Origin of the sequence: Streptomyces sp., assembly GCF_031181555.1 — a bacterium.
GTDB lineage: Bacteria > Actinomycetota > Actinomycetes > Streptomycetales > Streptomycetaceae > Streptomyces > Streptomyces fimbriatus.
This window is the reverse complement of record NZ_JAPSKQ010000022.1, coordinates 16,208-35,647: the sequence shown is the minus strand read 5'-3', so window position 1 is coordinate 35,647 and position 19,440 is coordinate 16,208. Positions and strand designations below refer to the sequence as shown.

General features: G+C 75.1%; 2 protein-coding genes (1 of these 2 running past the window's edge). Both read right to left on the bottom strand.

Annotation, left to right across the window (positions count from 1 at the left end; genetic code table 11):
- A protein-coding gene (locus RIM90_RS07475; RefSeq protein ID WP_309059781.1) for an SDR family NAD(P)-dependent oxidoreductase crosses the window boundary here: on the bottom strand, nt 1–7,096 show its 5' portion. 5,051 nt of this gene lie to the left of the window's left edge; 7,096 of the gene's 12,147 nt are visible here — the first part of the coding sequence; its start codon is at nt 7,094–7,096; its stop codon lies beyond the left edge, outside the window.
- On the bottom strand, nt 7,093–19,440 hold the full coding sequence (locus tag RIM90_RS07470; protein ID WP_309059780.1) for an SDR family NAD(P)-dependent oxidoreductase: 12,348 nt from the start codon (nt 19,438–19,440) through the stop codon (nt 7,093–7,095). Before RIM90_RS07470 ends, RIM90_RS07475 begins: the two co-directional genes overlap by 4 nt.

Here is a 19,440-nt window from a genome sequence, read left to right as displayed (position 1 = left end):
CGTCCAGGAAGGCGCCGTGGCGGCAGTCCGTCGTACCGGGTGTGGTGCCGGTGGGATCGTAGTGGCGATTGTGGTCCCAGCGGCTCGCGGGCACCGGAGTGACCAGGTCGTCGCCCGCCGCCAGCCGGGCCCAGAGCGCGTCCGGGCCGTCGGCACCGGGGAACCGGCCGCCGATGCCGATGATCGCGATGTCCTCATGGTGTGGCATGGCTGGCCCGGTGGCTGTGTCGTCCTCCTCGGAGCCGCCGTCCGGCCGTCGGGCCGGTGCGTGTCCCGCGACGGCGGGCTCCCGGTGGCGGGCCGGCCCCCCGTTGCCGGTGGGTGAGTCGGCGGTCCGGACGGTGCCGTTGTGGGCGGCACGCCAGCGGGTCAGTTCGGCCTCGTACTCGTCGACGAGGTAGCGGGACAGATCCGGCACGTTCGGGTGCCGGAAGAGCGCGGTGGGGGGTACGGCGACCCGGAACTCCTCGTCGAGGGCGGCGTTCAGCTCGATGAGCGTCGCCGAACCGAGGCCGAGTTCCATGAAGTTGTGGCCGTTCAGCTCGCTCGGGTCGGTCCCCGCCGGGCTGGGCAGCAGCGCGGCCACGGCGGCGGCGACGCGCCGGCTCACGGCGGGCAGCAGGGCGTCGGCGGCGAGGGGGCGCGCGGGGCCCGGCTCCGGGTCCTCCAGCCAGTGGCGCCTGCGTTCGAACGCCGTCACCGGCAGCGGCGTGCGGGACGGGCGGTGGCCGGACGGGGCCTCCTCCAGCACGACGTGCGCGTTGGTGCCGCCGAAGCCGAACGAGGAGACACCGGCGCGGCGCGGAGCGGCGCCCTCGCGCGGCCAGTCGCCGCCGGTCAGCACCGGGCGGAACGGGGTCCGCTCGAACCGGATCCGCGGGTGCGGCTCGGAGCAGTGCAGGGTCGGCACCAGGCGGCCGTGGTGCAGGCCGAGCACCACCTTGATCAGGGAGGCGACGCCTCCGGCGTGCAGCAGCGCGCCGATGTTGGTCTTCACCGACCCGACCCCGACCGGCCGGGTCCGGCCCTCGGCCCGGTACGCCTCCGCGGCGGCGGAGATCTCGATCGGGTCGCCGAAGCCGCTCGCGGAGCCGTGTGCCTCCAGATAGCCGACGGTCGCCGGATCGACGCCGCCCGCGCGCAGTGCGGCGCGGATGACCTCGGTCTGGGCCTCGTGGCTCGGAGTGGTCGGACCGACGGTGCGGCCGTCGTTGTTGACCGCGGAGCCGACGACGGTCGCGAGGATGGTGTCGCCGTCGCGCAGCGCCCGCCCCTCCTCCTTCAGCAGCACCAGGCCCGCGCCCTCGCCCGGCACGAACCCGGCCGCGTCCCGGTCGAAGACGCGGGACCTGCCGTCCTTGGACAGCGCGCCGGCGCGGTCCAGACCCACGTACACGAACGGGTCGAGCAGCAGCTCGACGCCCCCGGCGATCGCCACCTCGCACTCCCCCGCCAGCAGGCTCTGCACGGCCCGGTGCAGCGCGACCAACGAGGACGAACAGGCGGTGTCCACGGCCAGGCTCGGACCGCGCAGGTCGAAGGCGTGCGAGAGGGCCGCGCCCGCCATGTTCGGCAGCGAGTCGGCGAGCAGCCTGGGCGGGGTCGGCAGTCCGGCGAGGAAGCCGCGCCGGGTGTAGTCGTTGGGGCCGACGCCGAGGAAGACGCCGGTCGCGCTGCCCGCCAGTTCGGGGCGCCGGTACCCGGCGCGGTCGAGGAGTTCCTGGGCGACCTCCAGGCAGATCCGCTGCTGCGGGTCCATCCAGCGGGCCTCTTCGTCGTCGATGCCGAAGCGGGCGGCGTCGAACTGGTCGACGCCGTCGATGAATCCGCCCCAGCGCGCGGCGGTGACGACATCGGCGCCCGCGTGCCGCAGCCACTCCCCCGGCCAGCGCCCGTCCGGCGCCGGGCCCACGCAGTCACGGCCCTGGACGAGGTTGTCCCAGAAGCTCTCCAGGCTGGGCGAGCCGGGGAAGCGGCAGGCCGCGGCGACGACGGCGACGCGACCGCCACCCGCGGACGCCGGCGCCACAGCGGGAATGGTGGCGTCCCGCGTCTCCGGCGCGGGGACGGTGGCCCGCGTCTCCGGCGCGGGCACGTGCGCGTCGCGCAGCACCTCGGTCGCGAGATGCCCGGCGAGCGCCTTGATCGTGCGGTGGCGCAGGAGCAGCGACGGCGGGATCGGTACGCCGTACTTCTCCTCCAGGCCGGTGAGGGCGCGCATCGCGGCAACGGAGTCCAGGCCGTAGTCGGAGAGCTCGTCGTCCACGTCCAGTTCGCTCTGGGGGAGCTTGAGGACGTCCGCGACGACCTCCCGCAGTTCCCGTACCAGGGTGTCGGGGTCCGGCCCGCTGCTGTCAGCCTCGGCCTCAGGCCCGGCCGGGGGCAGTTCCTCGCCCAGGTTCTCGACCACTGACCTCATCCGTGCCTCCAGCCGGGCCGGATCGCCTTGGAGCACGACCAGTTGCGGCTCGTCGAGGGCGAGCGCGGCGTGGAAGGCGGCGAGTCCCTCCGCGGTGTCCATCGGTTCGAGACCGGCCCGCACCAGCACGTCCTGCTCCACGTCGGGGTGGATGCGCATCCCGCCGTCGCGCCACATCGGCCAGTTGACGGACAGGGTGCGGCCACGGGCCTCGCCCCGGGCGCGCAGCGTCTCCCGCCATTCGGCGTAGGCGTCCAGGAAGCGGTTGCCCGTGGTGTAGTCGGCGGCGCCGACGCTGCCGAGGACGGCCGAGGCGGACGAGAAGAGCACGAAGTAGTCCAGGTCCTCGCCCCGGGTGGCCAGGTCGAGGGCGCGGGTGCCCGCCAGTTTCGGCGCGAGCACCCGACGTACCGAGTCCAGCGGTTTGGTGATGAGCAGCCCGTCCTCGGTGACGCCCGCCGAGTGGATCACCCCGTTCAGCGGCCCGAAGCGGGACCGGGCCTCGTCGACGACCCGCGCCATGTCGGCCGGGCTCACCGTGTCGGCTTGGAGGTACACGGCGTCGCTGCCCGCGCGCCGGATCTCGTCGACGGCGGCCTGTTGGCCGGGGCCCGGCGCGGAGCGGCCGAACAGGACGAGGGAGACCTTCGCCCGCGCCGCCATGTGCCGGGCCACGTGCAGGCCGAGGCCACCGGTGCCGCCGCTGATCAGGTAGACGCCGCCGGTGCGGGCGAGCGGGGTGCCGACGGCGGCCGGGGGACGGCTGCGGGTGAAGGACAGGACGGCGCGGGTGGCGCCGGTGTGGCGGACCTCGATGTCGTCGGGGCTCGCGGTCTCGGCGAGGAGCAGGGCGGCGAGTTCCGCGGTGCCGCGGCGGTCCCGGATGTCGACGGCCTTGACGGCAAGCTTGGGCTGTTCCAGGCGCACGCTGCGGGCGAAACCGCCGACCGAGGCGCCCGCGGGCAGGTCGCGGTTGCCGTCGAACGCGTGGACGACGGGCAGCGTACGGTCCAGGCCGACCATCGAGGCCTGGCAGAACAGGAAGACGGGTACGACGGCGGCGTCGAGGCCGTCGAGCGGTCCGTCGGCGGGGGTCGGGCCGTCCAGCTGCCACAGGTGCAGCACGGCCGAGGGCGTGACCCGGTCCGCGCGCAGCGCCGCCAGCAGGGCGCGGTGGTCCTCTGCGCTGTCGGGGGCGATGTCGTAGTCGTCCGGGGAGAGCCGGGTGTACTCCGCGCCGGGACGCACCCACACCACGCGTCCGTGCCGGGAGCGCAGTTCGGCGACGCGTTCGGCGGAGGTGTCGAAGACGAGCAGGGTGCCGGTGACGGGGTCGCCCTCCACGGGGCGCGGTGTCCAGACGGGGCGGTAGAGCAGGGTGCGCTCGTCGAGCGGGGCGAGCGGTTCCGGCGCGGTGGCGGGCGCGGGCCGCGGCTCCGGCTCGGGCGGCGCCACGGGTTCCGGGGGCAGGACGGCCGGCGCGTCGGCCTCTGGCGCGCGCACCGCGCCCGGCGGTACCGCCCTGGCCGCCGTACCGCCGAGGCCGGGGACCCAGCAGCGCTGCCGGGCGAAGGCGTAGGTGGGCAGGGAGATCCGGCGCGCCGTGGACGGCACGGTGTCCTGCCAGGGCACGTCATGGCCGCGCACCCAGCGTTCGGCGACCGACTCGGTGGTCAGTGGGGCGCTCGTCCCCTCCGGGGCGGACGCGTGCTTGACCCGGCCGGACCAGCGGCGCGCGGTGCCGTCCCGTCCGGCGAGGAAGTCCTCAAGGGCGCGGGTGAGTTCCCCGGTGTCGCGCGCCGCGAGGGCGAGCCGTGACTCCATGGCCCGGCGGCCCGCGCCGAGGGTGAGGACGATGTCCTCGATACGGAGCTGGGGGTGGGCGCGCAGATGGTCCAGCAGGCGCCGGGCCTGGTCCCGCAGCCTGCTGTCGTCCCGTCCGGACAGCGGGACGACGTACGGGTCGACGGCGCGCGGTCCGCTCCGCGCGGTGCCGCCCGCGAGGGCGGACGGTTCCGGCAGGTACTCCTCGACCAGCACATGGGCGTTGGCGCCGCCGAAGCCGAAGCTGCTCAGCGCGGCCCGGCGCGGGGCGGGGGCGCCGGTGCGCGGGTCGGTCACCCGCTCCCAGGCCTCGGTGCGCCGGGCGACGTAGAACGGGGTGCTGGAGAAGGGGATCTCGGGGTTCAGTTCGTCGGTGTGCAGCGAGGGCACGATCAGCCGGTGGCGCAGCGACAGCAGCACCTTGGTGAGCGAGGCGATGCCCGCGGCGCCCTCCAGGTGGCCGACGTTGGACTTCAGTGATCCGATGGCGCAGAAGCCCTGCTCCCGGGTGTAGCGGCGGAACGCCTTCGCCAGGGCGGCGATCTCTATCTGGTCGCCGAGGGTGGTGCCGCCGCCGTGCGCCTCGATGTACGTGATGGTCTCGGGCGGCACCTGGGACTTCTCCAGGACCTCCAGGACGACCCGCGCCTGCGCGTCGGGGCTGGGGACGGCGAAGCCGCTGGTGCGTCCGCCGTGCTGGGCCGCCGAGCCGCGGATGACGCCGTAGATCTGGTCGCCCGCGGCGATCGCGTCGGCGAGCGGGCGGACGAGGACGGCGCCGACGCCCTCACCGGGGACGTAGCCGTCGGCGCCGCGCCCGAAGACCCGGCAGCGGCCGTCGGTGGAGAGCAGGTTGCTGTCGGCGAGGCGCAGGTACTTGTACGGGTGCAGGGACAGGTTGACGCCGCCCGCGACGGCCGCCCGGCACTCGCCCCGGCGGATCGACTCGCAGGCCATGTGCAGGGTGAACAGGGAGGAGGAGCAGGCGGTGTCCATCGCCACGCTCGGGCCCTGGAAGTCGAAGGTGTAGGCGACGCGGTTGGGGATCAGCGAGGAGGTGGAGGCGACGACCTGCGGGGCGCCGTGCTGCACCGACTCCAGACCGTAGAGCTGGTAGTCGTTCCACATCACGCCCACGAACACGCCGACCTTGGCGCCGGTGGCGGCGCCGAGGGTCTCCGGGGTGTGACCGGCGTCCTCGATGGTCTCCCAGGCGGTCTCCAGGAAGAGCCGCTCGTGCGGGTCCATCAGTTCGGCCTGGCGCGGGGAGATGTTGAAGAACAGCGGGTCGAAGCGGTCGACGCCGTCGAGGAAGGCGCCCCATTTGCTGTACGAGCGTCCGGTGGTGCCGCGGCGCGGCTCGAAGTAGTCGCGGTAGTCCCAGCGCTCCTGGGGGATCTCGGTGACGCAGTCTTGGCCGTCGCGCAGCACTTCCCAGAAGCGGTCCACGTCGGCGGCGCGGGGGTAGCGTCCGGCGAGGCCGACGATGGCGATGTCGTCGTCGGTGGTGGCGGGTTCCGGTGCGCCGACCCGGGCCATGGGGGTGGGGGTGGCAGCGGGCGCCTGGGGCTCGGGTTGCGGCTCGGCCTCGGCGTCCGGCTGTGGTTCCGCCGCGGCGGGGCCCGGCTCCATGCCCTCCTCGCGCAGGTAGGCCGCCAGTTTCCGCACGGTCGGGTACTCGAACAGCAGTGTGGGGTACAGCTCCTGCCCGAGCCGTTTCTCCAGCTTGCCCGCGATGGCGAGCAGATTGACGGAGGTCAGGCCGAGGTCGTAGAAGCCGCGGTCCTGTTCCACGCCGTCGTCGCCGCCGAGGATCTCGGTCACCAGCTCCGTGATCACCTGGTCGAGGGAGGCGACCGGGCCCGCGGGCACGGGCGGCTCCGCCTCGGGGGCGGCGGGCCCGGGAGCCGGCACGAACGGGGAGACGGCACGGGCGGGTACCGCTCCGGCGAACTTGGTGATGTGCTCGGCCGACCGCACCCGTTTGCAGGTGAAGCCGTTCATCGAGGCGATGACGCGGCCGTCGGCACCGCAGATGGTGATGTCGCCGGTCACGGTGTCGCCGTCGGCCATGCGCTGGGAGAGGGCGGGCACGTACACCCTGCTGTCCCGGGCCGAGGATCCGGCGGCCCGGAAGGACCGGATGAAGATGGGGATGAACGGCCGTGTCAGCGCGGCCCGTTGGTCGCGCCCGAAGTGCAGGAACGGCACCAGGGTGGAGAAGTCGAGGACGACGGGGTGGATGTGGAAGTGGTCGAGGTAGGCCGCCGCCGCGTCGCCGAGCGAGATCTCGGCGAGCGCACCGCCCGGCCGGGTCCGCAGGCGTCCGCTGACCTTCATGAAGTCCCGGTGGTGGATGGAGAGCTGGCGGGCGAAGGCGTACAGTTCCTCGGCGTCGCCCTCCTCGGCCTCGGGGCCGGTCAGGTCCGTCAGGTCGAGGGCCGGATTCTCCACGGGCAGGCCGAGCCGGACCTCCGCCTGGAAGTTGCGCTCCCAGGTGTCGTCGACGACGTTGCCGCCGATGAGGGGGCGGCTCTCCACGTGCACGGGGACGGTGTCCGGTCCGGTGCGCTCGCCGACGACGATCCGCAGTTCCTTGTCCATCTCCGCGGTGGCGACGACGGGCGCGATGAACAGGCAGCGGCGCAGCTCCGCGGTGGCCGGGTCGATGCCCGCGCGGCGCAGCAGCCGGAGCGTCAGGTCGAGATGGAAGACGCCGGGCAGCACCGGCACGTCGTGGACGAGGTGGCCGCGGACGATCTCGTCCCCCGCCGTCACGACCGAGCGGAGCCGGCGGCCCTCGACGGCGGCGACGTCGGCCTCGGCGGCCGAGGGTCGGTGGGGTGCGGTCATGACAGCTCCTCCAGCTGGAGTAAGGGCCGGTGTGCGGGGACGCGGTGCGGTGCGGTGGGGGCGGGCTCGTCGTCCTCGGCCAGCTCCAGGTAGCGGCGGCCGTCGTGCGGGAACGCGGCGGCGGGCGCGGCGGCCGGATCGGTGGACGTGGCAGCCGGATCGGTGGGCGCGGCGGCCGGGTCGGCGGGCGCGGTGTCGATCCAGTGCCGGGCCCGCTGGAAGTCGGCGGGCGGCAGCGCCGTACGGACCGTCGCGCCGCGCTCGTCGGCGTACGGTTCGCGCAGGATCGCGTGGCAGTTGGTGCCGCCGAACCCGAAGGAACTGAGGCCCGCGCGGCGGGTGCCGCCGCCCCGGGGGATCCAGTCGCGCAGTTCGGTGTTCGGGTGGAAGGGGGAAGTACCGAAGGCGAAGCGGGGGTTGGGGGTCTCGCAGTGCAGGGTGGGCGGCAGCTGGCGGTGGCGCAGCGCCAGGACGACCTTGTGCAGGCCCGCCATGCCGGACGCCATCAGCAGATGGCCGATGTTGGACTTCACGCTGCCGATCGCGCAGAACCCAGGGGTGTCGGTGTCACCGCCGAACGCCCGGGTGAGGGCACGTAGTTCCATCGGGTCGCCGATCATGGTGCCGGTGCCGTGCGCCTCCACGTACGACACGGTGTCGGGGGCGGCGTCGGCCATGCGCAGCGCGTCTCGGACGACCCGTTCCTGGGCGTCCGGGTTGGGGGTGGTCAGGCCCATGGTGCGGCCGTCGTTGTTCATGGCCACGCTCTCCAGGACGGCGTGTACGCGGTCGCCGTCGGCGAGGGCGGCGGCGAGCGGTTTGAGCAGCACGGCCCCGGCGCCCTCCCCGGGCACGAACCCGTCGGCGTCCTTGTCGAAGACCCGGCAGCGTCCGGTGGGCGAGAGCGCCTCGGCGACGCTGAGCTTGAGGTAGGGCGTCTGGTCGAGCAGCAGGTCGGCCCCGGCGACCAGGGCGAGTTCGCACTCGCCGGTCAGCAGCGCCTGCCGGGCCAGGTAGAGGGCGGTCAGGGAGGACGAGCAGGCGGTGTCGACGACCATGTTGGGTCCGCTGAAGTCGTAGACGTGCGCGATGCGGGCGCCGATGAAGTTGGGGTTGAGGCCGGTGACGGTGGCGCGGCGGGGCTCGGGGATGCGCAGGCCGTAGTCGGTGGTGCCCGCGCCCGCGAAGACCCCGACGCGGCGCCCGGCCAGCTCGTGGCGCTCGTACCCGGCGTCCCTGAAGGTCTGTTCCGCGCACTCCAGGACGAGCCTGATCACGGGGTCGACATGGGCGGCGTCCGCCTCGGGGATGCCGAAGTAGGCGGGGTCGTACTCCTCGATGCCGTCGATGAAGCCGCCCCATTTGCTGGTCGAGCGGCCGGGGGTGGTCGTGGGCGTGTACAGGCGGGCGCTGTCCCAGCGGTCGGCCGGAATCTCCCGTACGGCGTCCTGGCCGGTGCGCAGCAGTTCCCAGAAGGCGTCGGTGGTGGGGGCGCCGGGGAAGCGGCCGGCCATGCCGATGACGGCGAGGGCGGTGGATCCTGTGGGTCCCCGGCCCGGGCCCTCCCGACGCGGCCGGGGGGCGGGTTCGCTGTGGCTCGGTGTCACCGTGGTCGTCGTCTCGCCGCCGCCGCGCGCCGTCGTGGTCGGCAACCGGTCCGCCGCCCACGCGGCGACACCGCGCGGGTGCTCCTGGAGCAGATGGGCGCCGAGTGCGGCGGCCGTGGGGTACTCCAGAACGGCGGACGGGGTCACGGGCTCGCCGGTGAGGGCCTCCAGCTTGGTGACGACACCGGCGAGCAGGATGGAGTCGACGCCGAGGTCGCTGAAGTGGACGTCGGGTGTGACGCGTTCGCGGGGCAGCAGCACCTCGTCGGCGATGAGGTCGCGCACGGCGTCGACGACCAGGGGCAGCAGTTCGCCGCGGGGCTCCTCCGCGGTCACGGCCCGCTCCGGTTCGGCGGTAGTGGTGTCGCCGTCGCGGGCCAGGGCGATGACGGTCGGCCCGGGGTCGCGGCGCAGCGCCTGTTCGAGGAGGCCGATGCCCTCGGCCGGGGTGAGCGAGGTGAAGCCCTGTTCGGTGTAGCGGGGGCTGCGGACCTCGCCCATGCCGATGCCGGACCAGCCGCCCCAGGCGACGGACAGATAGCGGGTGCGGGAACCGCGTCGTGCGGCGCGGGCGGCGAAGGCGTCGAGATAGGCGTTGGCGCTGCCGTAGTCGGACAGGCCGGCGGAGAGGAAGGGCAGGGCGGCGGAGAGCGAGGAGTACAGGACGACGAAGTCGGGTTCGTCGGCGGCGAGGAGGGCGTCGAGCACGACGAGCCCCTCGCCCTTGGGTTCCCAGGTCCGGACGATGTCCGGCCAGGTCTTGCGGAGGAAGACGGGGTTGCGCTGGTCGACGGAGCCCGCGCAGTGCACGACGGCCGCGATCGGCCCGAGTCCGGCGCGCACACCGTCGAGGAACGCCCCGAGGGCCGCCCGGTCGGTGAGCGGTCCGCCGTACGCCGCTATCCGGGCGCCCCGGTCCCGCAGCTCGACCAGGTCGGCCATGCCGTTGGGAAGTTCGCGGGCGCCGCGGTCCTCCGTCCACTCCTCGACCGGGGGCAGGGGGCGGCGGCCGGTCACGGCGAACCGGCGGGCGCCGCGCGCGAACAGTTCCCGGGCGAGGGCCGCGCCCAGGCCGCCGGTGCCGCCCGTGATGACGTAGACGCGGTCCGGGTGCACGGCGAAGCCGCCGAACGTGCCCGGTGCCGGGGGCTGTTCGGGTTCGTCAGGCAGGTCCGTGAGCCGGGGCGCGTGCCGGACGTGGCCGCGCACGCACACCTCGGGCTCCGAGCCCGCCGTGTCGATCTCCCGCAGGGCCAGCGGCAGCGCGTCGGCGGGTCCGGTGTCGCCTTCGAGGTCGAGGGTGGTGGCGCGGACCGCCGCGTACTCGCCGCCGACGGCGCGGACGAGCGCCGCCATCCGGGCGCCCCTGGTCCCGGGCCGCGGGTTGCGGTGGCCGGCCAGGCACCGGGTGACGTGTACGACGGCCAGGTCCGCGCCGGTGGTGCGCGGGGCGCCGGAGCCGGCGCCGGTGGCGTGCCGCACCAGGGCCTGCAACAGGGCGACGCGGCCCGCCTCGTGTCCGAGGCCGGAGTCCTCGGCGCCGGGCTCCGGTCCCGCGAGGTCGACGAGGTCGAGTACGGCGTCCACCCGGGGGTGCCGGGCCAGCAGCGCGGCAGCGACCTTCTCGCCGTCGGCGTGGTCGTCGTGGTCGAGTTCGTACTCGTACGCGGGTGGCAACAGCCGGGGCAGGCCCCCTCGTTCCCGCAGCACGATCCAGTCGATGCCGTCGGGCAGGGCGCCGATCAGGCCGAGGCTCTCGGGGCCGCGCAGCACCAGCAGGCAGGTGAGGCGGCGGTGCGGGGCGCGCGGTGTCGTGTGCAGCGGGACCCAGCGGCGTTCGACGAGGACCGGGTGGTGGCCGTCGCCGGTCTCGGCGGGCGCGGGTGCCGGGAGCGCGGTGGCCCGGCCGGGGCCGTGGCGCCGGGTGTGGTCGAAGGGGTAGGTGGGCAGGGGCACCCGGCGTCGGGGGCGGCCCGCGTGCGTCGCGGCCCAGTCGACGGTGTCCCCGGCGGCCCAGGCGGCGGCCAGCGCGTCCGTGTCCGGGTCCGTGGTGGCGGACCGGCGCACGGAGCCGTCGCCGCCCGTGTGCACGACCGGGCCGTCGCCCGCCGTCAGGAACCGGTCGAGGCGGTCGCGGAGTTCGTCGACGGACTCGGCGACCAGCGCCACCCGGCTGTCCAAGTGCGGGCGGCCCGTCTGGGTGGTGTACGCCAGGTCGGCGAGGGCGGGCAGATCGGCCTCGTCGGGGGCGGCGAGGGTGTCCCGCAGCCGCTGGGCGTAGGCGCGCAGGCGTTCCGGATCGCGGGCGGACAGGGTGACGGCCTGCCGGGTGGGCTCCTCGATGACGGGGTCCGGTGTCAACGGGGGTTGCTCCAGGACCACATGGGCGTTGGAGCCGCCGAACCCGAAGGAGCTGACGCCTGCCCGCAGCGGCGGCGCGGCGCCGTCGGCACCGACCGGGGGCTTCCAGGGCTCGGCCACGTGGAGCAGCCGGAAGGGGCCCTCGGTGAGGTCGAGATGGCGGTTCGGGGGGTCGCCGTGCAGGTTGGGCGGCAGGGTGCGGTAACGCATGGCAAGCAGCACCTTCAGCAGGGAGGCGATGCCCGCGGCCGACTCCAGGTGGCCGATGTTGGCCTTGACCGCGCCGAGGACGCAGCCGCCGGTGGGCCCGTCGGCGGCGCCGAGCCGGCCGAAAGCCTCCTTGAGGCCGCTCACCTCGATGGGGTCGCCGAGTTCGGTGCCGGTGCCATGGGTCTCGACGAAGGTGATGGTGTCCGCCGGTACGCCCGCCGCCGTGACCGCCTCGACGACCACGTCGGCCTGGGCGGAGGGCTGCGGCGCGGTCAGCGAGTGGCCCCGGCCGCCGTGGTTGACGGCGGTGCCGAGGATCACTCCGTGCACGGTGTCGCCGTCGGCGAGCGCGGCGGACAGGCGTTTGAGGACGACGGCTCCGACGCCCTCGCCGCGCACGTATCCGTCGGCGGCGTCGCCGAAGGTGTGGCAGCGGCCGGTCGGCGACAGCATCCCGGCCTTGGCGAGGGACTCGTACACCTCCACGGAGAGCAGCGCGTTGACGCCTCCGGCGAGGGCGAGGTCGCACTCGCCGGAGCGCAGCGCGAGCACCGCCCGGTGCACGGCGGCCAGCGAGCTGGAGCAGGCGGTGTCGATGGCCTCGCTGGGCCCGCGCAGGTCGAGCAGGTGGGAGACCCGGTTGGGGACGATGCTGTGCACATTGCCGGTGACGGTGTGCGCGGCGGGCGGTTCGTCGCTGTCGCGCAGCACGTCGAGCCAGTCGTGCAGGGTCACTCCGGCGAAGACTCCGGTGCGGCTGCCGCACAGGGAACGCGGGTCGTGTCCGGCGTGTTCCAGGGCGGACCAGGCGGTCTCCAGGAAGAGTCGCTGCTGCGGGTCCATGGTACGGGCCTCGCGCGGTGAGATCCCGAAGAATTCGGCGTCGAAGGCGTCGATGTCGTCGAGGAAGCCGCCGTACCGGCAGTGCTCTCCCGCGGCCGTGGCCCGCCAGTCCCAGCGGGCGGGGTCGACCTCGGTCACCGCGTCGTGGCCCTCCAGCAGCCGCTCGAAGTAGGTCTCCAGGTCGGGGGCGCCGGGGAACCGCCCGGCCATGCCGACGACGGCGACGGGTTCGGGCCCGGCCGGTACGACCGGGGGCTCCTCGGCGGTGGGTCGTTCCGTCGGTGCCGGTCGCACCACCTCGTTCGCGGCGAGCGCCGCCGTCAGCCGGGCGAGGGTGGGGTGCTCGTAGAAGACGACCGGGGTGAGCGCGGTGCCGAAGGTGGCGTTGATGCGCTGGCAGAACTGGAGGAACAGCACGGAGTTGAAGCCGAAGGCCCCCCACTCGGTGTCCGCGTCGATCTCGTCGCGGGGCGCCTTCAGCAGGTCGGCGGCGAGGTCGAGGAGGGTGTCGCGCAGGGGCCGCGCCGCCGGGGCGGGGGGCGGTGCCGCCGGGGGCGTACCGGCGAACGCGGCGATGAAGCGGTCCCGGTCGCCGACCCCGACGACCGTGCACCCGGGCTCGCCCGAGAGGGCCACGTCCAGGGCGCGCAGGCCGGTCTCGGTGCCCATGGGCCGCAGCCCGGTGGTGGTCTCGGCGAGGGCGAGGGCCGCCGCCGGTGCGGTCATGCCGCCGTCGCGCCAGTGCGGCCAGGCCACCGAGACGGTGCGGCCGTGGCGTTCGCCCGTGGTGACACGGGCGGCGCGCCACAGCGCGAAGGCGTCGAGATGCCGGTTGGCGGCGGCGTAGTCGCTCTGCCCCGCGTTGCCGAGGGTGCCGCTGACGGACGACATCAGACAGAAGAAGTCCAGCTCACGGTCCGCGGTGACCTCGTCGAGCAGCCGGGTCCCGGTCGTCTTGGGGGCGAGGACGCGGGCCATCGACGCGTCGGACTTGTCGCGCAGGGCGGCGTCCTCGACGACGCCCGCGGCGTGCAGGACGCCGTTGAGCGGGCCGAAGCGTTCCTCCCCGGCGGCTACGGCGGCGGCCAGCGCGGCCCGGTCGCTGACGTCGGCGCTCACATACAGCGCCCGTCCGCCCGCTTCCTCGACACGGCGGACCAGCCGCCCGGTGTCGGGTCCGGCCGGGCCGCGGCCGAGGAGGATCAGGGAGGCGTGGTGGGTGCGGGCGAGCCGCTCGGCCAGGATCCGGCCGACTCCCCCGGCACCGCCGGTGACGAGGTAGACGCCCCGCTCCCGCCAGGGCGCGGCGTCCGGCAGGGGCGCGGCCTCCGGCAGGGGCTCCAGCACGCGCGTCCAGTACCGCCCGTCGGCGAACCTCGCCTCCGTGCCGGGACCCTCGGCGGCGGCCAGCAGCTCCGCGGTGCCGGGGAGGTCGGCCATCTCGACGCGTACGCCGCGGAAGCCTGGGATCTCCTGCTCGGCGGAGCGGGTCAGGCCGGGCACGGCCGCGCCCATGGGGTCCACGGCAGCCGGGAGGTACAGGCCGGCGTAGGTGACCGGGACGCCGTGTGTGGCGCAGGCCCTGGCCAGGGCAGTGGGCAGCCGCAGCGGATCGTCGCCGAGCGCGCCGGGGTCGAGACGGCGGCCGTCCAGGACGGTCACGCGAGTGCCGGGGGCGGCTTCGGCGAGGGCGCGCAGCACGTCGTCCTCGCTCCCGGCGACGGTGACGGCCGGGTCGTCGGGCCGCCAGCCGCCCCCGGTCAGCGCCAGCACGCGCGCCCGGTCGGGGCGCGCGGGGGCGGGCAGGGGGGCCGTGCGCCAGGCGGGGCGCAGGTACCACTCCGGCGCGGCCCGGTGTTCCGGCACGGGGGTCGGCGCCGTGATCCCCAGGTGGGTGCCCTCCAGCCAGTACCGGGTGGCCCGGAAGGGCCGCGGCGGCAGCGGCACGCGGCGCCCGTCGGTGTGTGCGAACAGCGTCCGCCAGTCGACGGCGGCGCCGCGTGTCCACAGCCGGCCGATCCGGCCCGGCTCGCCTCCCGCGACGAGGCGGGCCAGGAAGCCGGCGGTCTCCTCACCTTCGGGGAACACGTCGGCGAGGGAGGCTGCGCCGTCGGCGCGGCCGTACACGATGCCGGGTGCCTCCCCGGGACCGGCGAGGGCGGCGAGGCGCTCGGCCAGTTCGGTGAGGTCCGACGCCGTGAACGCAGCCCGGTGGGCGAGGGGTTCACGGCCGACGCGCAGGGTGTGCGCGATGTCCGCGAGCCGGGCGGTGCGGCCGGGCCCGGACGTCACATGGGCGTGGAGCCGGCGGGCGTGGGCGCGTAGCCGCTCGGGGTCGGCGGCGCTCACCACGATCAGCTCGGGACCGCCGCCGGCCCGTTCCGCGGGGGCCGTCTCGGGGGCCTCCTCGACGACGAGGTGGGCGTTGACGCCGCCCGCCCCGAAGGAGCTGACCCCGGCGCGCAGCGGCAGCGGGCCGTCGGGGCCCACCGGGCGCCGCCAGTCGCCCGGTTCACGCTGGACCCGGAACGGAGTGCGGTCGAAGTCGATGTGCGGGTTGAGGGTCTCGGCGTGCAGGGTGGGCGCCAGGGTGCGGTGGCGCAGCTGGAGCAGCACCTTGGTGAGCCCGGCGATCCCGGCGGCCGGCTCCAAGTGGCCGATGGCCGACTTGACGCTGCCGATCGCGCACCAGGCGTCGGCGGTCTCCCCGCCGAACGCCGTAGTCAGACCGCGGATCTCGATGGGATCGCCGAGTTCGGTGCCGCTGCCGTGCGCCTCGACGTAACTGACAGTGCGCGGCGGGACATCGGCGTCGGCCAGGGCGCGGGAGACCAGTTCGGCCTGTGCCCGCGGGTTGGGCACGGTGAAGCCGCTGGTGCGGCCGCCGGAGTTGGTCCAGCTGCCCTTGATGACGCCGTGCACGTGGTCGCCGTCGGCGAGCGCCCGCGACATCGGTTTGAGCAGGACGGCGCCGACGCCCTCGCCCATGACGAACCCGTCGGCGCCCTCGCCGAAGGGGCGGCACCGGCCGTCCCGGGACAACATGCCCATCTGCGCGTACTGGATGTGCCGGGCGGGGTGCAGGACGAGGTTGACGCCTCCGGCGACGGCCGCCGTGATCTCGCCCCGGCGGATCGCCTCGCACGCGAGGTGCACGGCGACGGCGGAGGCGGAACAGGCGGTGTCCACGGCGAGGCTGGGTCCGGTGAAGTCGTAGAAGTACGAGACCCGGTTGGCGATCTGGTAGTTCTCGGCGTACGGGAAGGGACCGTGCCCGGTGACGGCCGCGGAACGGCTCAGCGCCGCGTAGTCGTTGGCCATGACGCCGACGTAGACACCGACGTGCGGGCCGAGGCTGGCGCGGGTGTGTCCGGCGTCCTCAACGGCCTCGTGGGCGACTTCGAGGAAGAGCCGCTGCTGCGGGTCCATCATCTCGGCCTCGCGCGGGGCGATGCCGAAGAACTGCGCGTCGAACCGGTCGACGTCCGAAAGCAGGGCGGCCCAGGCAGAGTAGGTGGTGTCGGGGCCGCCGTCCACGGCGAGGTGGCGGCTGTGCTCCCAGCGCTGCGCGGACAGCTCCCGCACCGCGCTGCGGCCCTCCGTGAGGAGTTCCCACAGCTCGTCGACGCTCGCGGCCTGCGGGTACCGCCCGGCCAGGCCGATCACCGCGACGGGTTCGCGCCGGTCGGCGGCGCGCGGCAGGACGACGGCGGCGGGGTCCGGGGGCGCCGCCTCCTGGGCTGCCGCCTCCTCGGGCACGTCGGCGAGGACGCGGGCGAGGCCGTCGACGGTGCGGTGCTCGAACAGCAGCGTCGTCGGCAGCTCGCGGCCCAGTCGCCGCTCCAGCGCCACCGTGAGGTTGACGATGTCGAGCGAGGTCAGCCGCAGCGCCTCGAAGGTGGTCTCGGGGGTGACGGGGACCTGGGGGTGGGCGAGGGTGCTGGTGAAGGTCTCGCGGACGAGGGTGCGTACGGCGTCCAGCCGATCGCCCGCGACCGGGGACGGGGCGGACGGCGTGTCCGAGGTCGGCCGCGGTTGGTGCCGTACCCGGGCGTGCAGGGCCGTCAGGTCGGTGATGTCCTCGGCGAGTTCGGTCAGCGCGGCGAGCCGTGCCGGGTCGGCGGTGGCGGTGCGGGGGTCGTGCCGTTCGGCGCCGCTGTCCGGCGCCTGGTGTTCCTCGGGGCGGAAGGCGACGGCCGCGGCGTGCGCGACCGGCATCCGGTGGACCACACCGCCGTCGTCGCGCGGGGTGCCGGGCGCGGCGGCGACGGATTCCAGGAAGATCCGGGCCGGCTCGTTGCGGGGCGTGGGCAGATAAACGGCTTCGAGGTACTCGGCGCCGTCGTCGCGTGCGGCCTTCCCCAGGTGGCTGAGCAGGGCGTGCTCGGCGCCTCGGCCCAGTGCCCGGCAGCTCATCAGGAAGGTGTCGACCACGACGGTGTCGCCGCCGCGGCTCCGCCGGGTCAGGGCGGCGGCCACGATGCCGTAGTCACCGAACCGGTCCCGGACCTCGGCGACCCAGCACCGTACGTCCTCGTCCCCGGCGGCGAGCAGGGCGCGCAGTTCCGCCTCGGTACGGCGGACGGTGGTGAGGTTGAACTGGTTGGTGCGCTGGGTGAGCTGGGAGACGCGCGGCAGGTCCGCCTCGGCGGCCGGGCGGACGTCGACGACGAGGCCGAGGCTCGCGATGAAGTCGGCGAAGGTGAGCACGGAGTCGCGCAGTCGGTCGCGATGGCGGCGGGCCGTGTAGTCGGCGGCGCGGCCCCGGTCCTCCGCGGTCACCTCGGGGCGGTCGAACGCCCAGATCCGCTCCAGCATCCCGGGCAGCCGCTCGGACCGGTCCGCGGGGAAGGTGAGCGCCAGGACCTGCGGGCAGGCGGCGCGCACGGCGGCGATCTCGACCGGGTTGTCGTCGAGGAAGACGAAGCTGTCGAGGCCGAGGCCGAGTTCGCGGGCCAGGGCGACCAGGCCGTCCGGCTTGGGGTCCCAGCCGATCCGCCAGGCCGCCAAGTGCTCCCGGCGCAGTGGCATCTCGGTGCGGCACCGGAACACCTCGAAGACCGCGTCCTCGTCGTTCTTGCTGGCGAGGCAGAGCAGGACCCCGCGCTCGCGCAGGCCCAGCGCCCACTCCTGGAGCGCCAGATGGGCGTCGTCGAGGGCGATGCCGTCCGGGCCGTCCTCGCCGCAGACGCCCCGCCACAGGGTGTTGTCGCAGTCGAGCACGAGCACCTTGAACGGCGGGGCGAGCAGGCTGTGCGCGGCACGCGTCAACGCCGTCCCCATGGCGGTGAAGGCGCGGTCGGTGTAGGGGATGTGGGCGTGGGTGAGCCGAGCGCGGTCGTGGTGGTCGTCGGTCTCGAAGCCGCCGCCCCACCGCGCGCCGCCGCCCAGGTGCACCCCGCGCAATCCGGCCAGTCCCCGGGTGACGAGGTCCGTCGCCTCGTCGAGGACGCGGCGGCGCTCGGCGCCGGCGCCGGGGGTGGGCGGGCAGAGGTGCACGATCAGCTGGGCGCCGCCCTGCCGGACGTAGGTCTCGACGGCGGCGACGAAGTCGGCGGCGGTGCCGCCGGGGTCGCTGTCGCCCACCAGCCAGTCCTCCGGGCGCAGCAGGACGGCGTTGCAGCCGCCGGTGTTGCGGTGGAAGGCGCTCGCCGGGTCCAGCAGCTCCTGGAACACCTGTCCGTACGGCGCGAGTTCGAGGCGCAGACCGAGCCCGAGGCGCTCGTTCCAGTGGGCGAGGACGGGCAGCAGCGGGTCGGTGGTGAAGGTGGCGGCGACGACCAGTGCGGGTCCGGCGGCCTGCTCAGGGGGGTCGTCGTGGTCGAAGGTGTCCACGATGTGGGCCCGGCCCGGTTCCAGGTCCCGGTCGCCGATGCGGCGCACCAGCGCGGCGGCGACCGGTTCGACCGGGGCGCCCGCGTCCTGTCCGGCGATGCCCCCGGACAGGGAGGTGGCGAGCCGGGGCGGGCGGGCCACCAGGAACCGTACCGAGGGGTACTCGACGGCGGCGCCGCGGACCAGGCCCTCGACGGCGGACTTGGCGGCGACGTAGTGGGCACGGCCCGCGGGCGGCTCGGTCACCCACTGCGAGGAGAGCGCCAGTACGCGGCCGCCGGTGCCGGCCAGGTCCTCGGCGAAGCGGGACAGCGGGCCGCGGACGAGGGCCAGGCTGTCCATGACGTACGCGTCGACCCGGTCGGCGGCGGCGGGGTCGAGGCCGAGGGCGGTGACGGGCGGGCAGGCGGTGAGCACCAGGATGTCGAGCCGCCCCTGTTCGCGCAGCAGGCGTTCGCGCGCGTCGGCGCACCACCGCGGGTCGGACCAGTCGCCCTGCACCAGGTGCAGCCGGTCGGCGGCGTCGCCGAGGCCCTGGCGCACCGCTTCGGCTTCCGCCCTGCTGCGGTGGAAGCCGCCGTACACGGTGGCGCCCTGGAGGACGAGGGCCTGGGCGAGGGCCGCCCCGAGGCCCCGGCTGGCGCCGACGACGAGGGCCACCTGCCCGGTGAGGGCGGTGCCGGTGCCCCCCAGCAGCTCACGGACGCGGTCCGGCTCGGGCGCGGGCACCTCCTCGCGCACCAGCGCCTCGGCCTCGACGGTGCCGGTGAGTCCGGTGCCGGTGGCGCGCCCGGTCAGCTCAACTCGGCCGAAGCGGTGGTCCACGGCGGCGATCCGGGCCGTGGCGCCCGGTGCGTCCGAGGTGTCCTCGGTGAGCAGGCGGACCGTGTATCCGGCGGCGAGCGCACGACGGCCGGGTGCCTCCATGCCGACCAGGTAGCTGGCCCAGCCGAGCAGCGCGGCCAGTTCGACGGTGACTCCGGCGGTGGCCGCGCCGGTGCTGGCGAGGAGCCGGGCGTAGGCGGCCTCGTCCGGGTCGTAGGCGGCGTCCAGGTTGCCCTCGGCGAGGTCGCCGAGGGGGCGATCGGCGGCCTCGGCGCGACGGCGTACGCCGTTGACGGGCAGGGTGCCCTGGGGCCGGGTGCCGTAGTGGAGTTCGACGTCGAGGAGCGGGCGGGTGCCGTCCAGGACCCGGACGGTGGGCCGGGGGGCGTCCGGTTCGGCGGTGGCGGTGTAGTCCTGGCCGGTGAACAGGGGGGCGTGGAAGCGGGCGCGCAGAACGACCGGTACCTGGCCGTCCGGCGGGGCGGGCAGCGCGGCGAGGGCGTGCAGCACCCCCAGGGCACCGTGCACGACCCGCTGCCCGAAGGACGTACGCCGGGCGTAGGCGTCGTCCGTGTGCAGGGGGCTGTGGTCCCCACTGGCCCGCCCGAACGCCTCGACGTCGGCGCGGGTCACACGGAACCGGCTCGCTGAGGTGGATGGCAT

Bases quoted from the DNA above. Each gene is read 5' to 3' on its own strand.
- RIM90_RS07470 (WP_309059780.1), bottom strand. From the start codon at position 19,440: ATGCCATCCACCTCAGCGAGCCGGTTCCGTGTGACCCGCGCCGACGTC.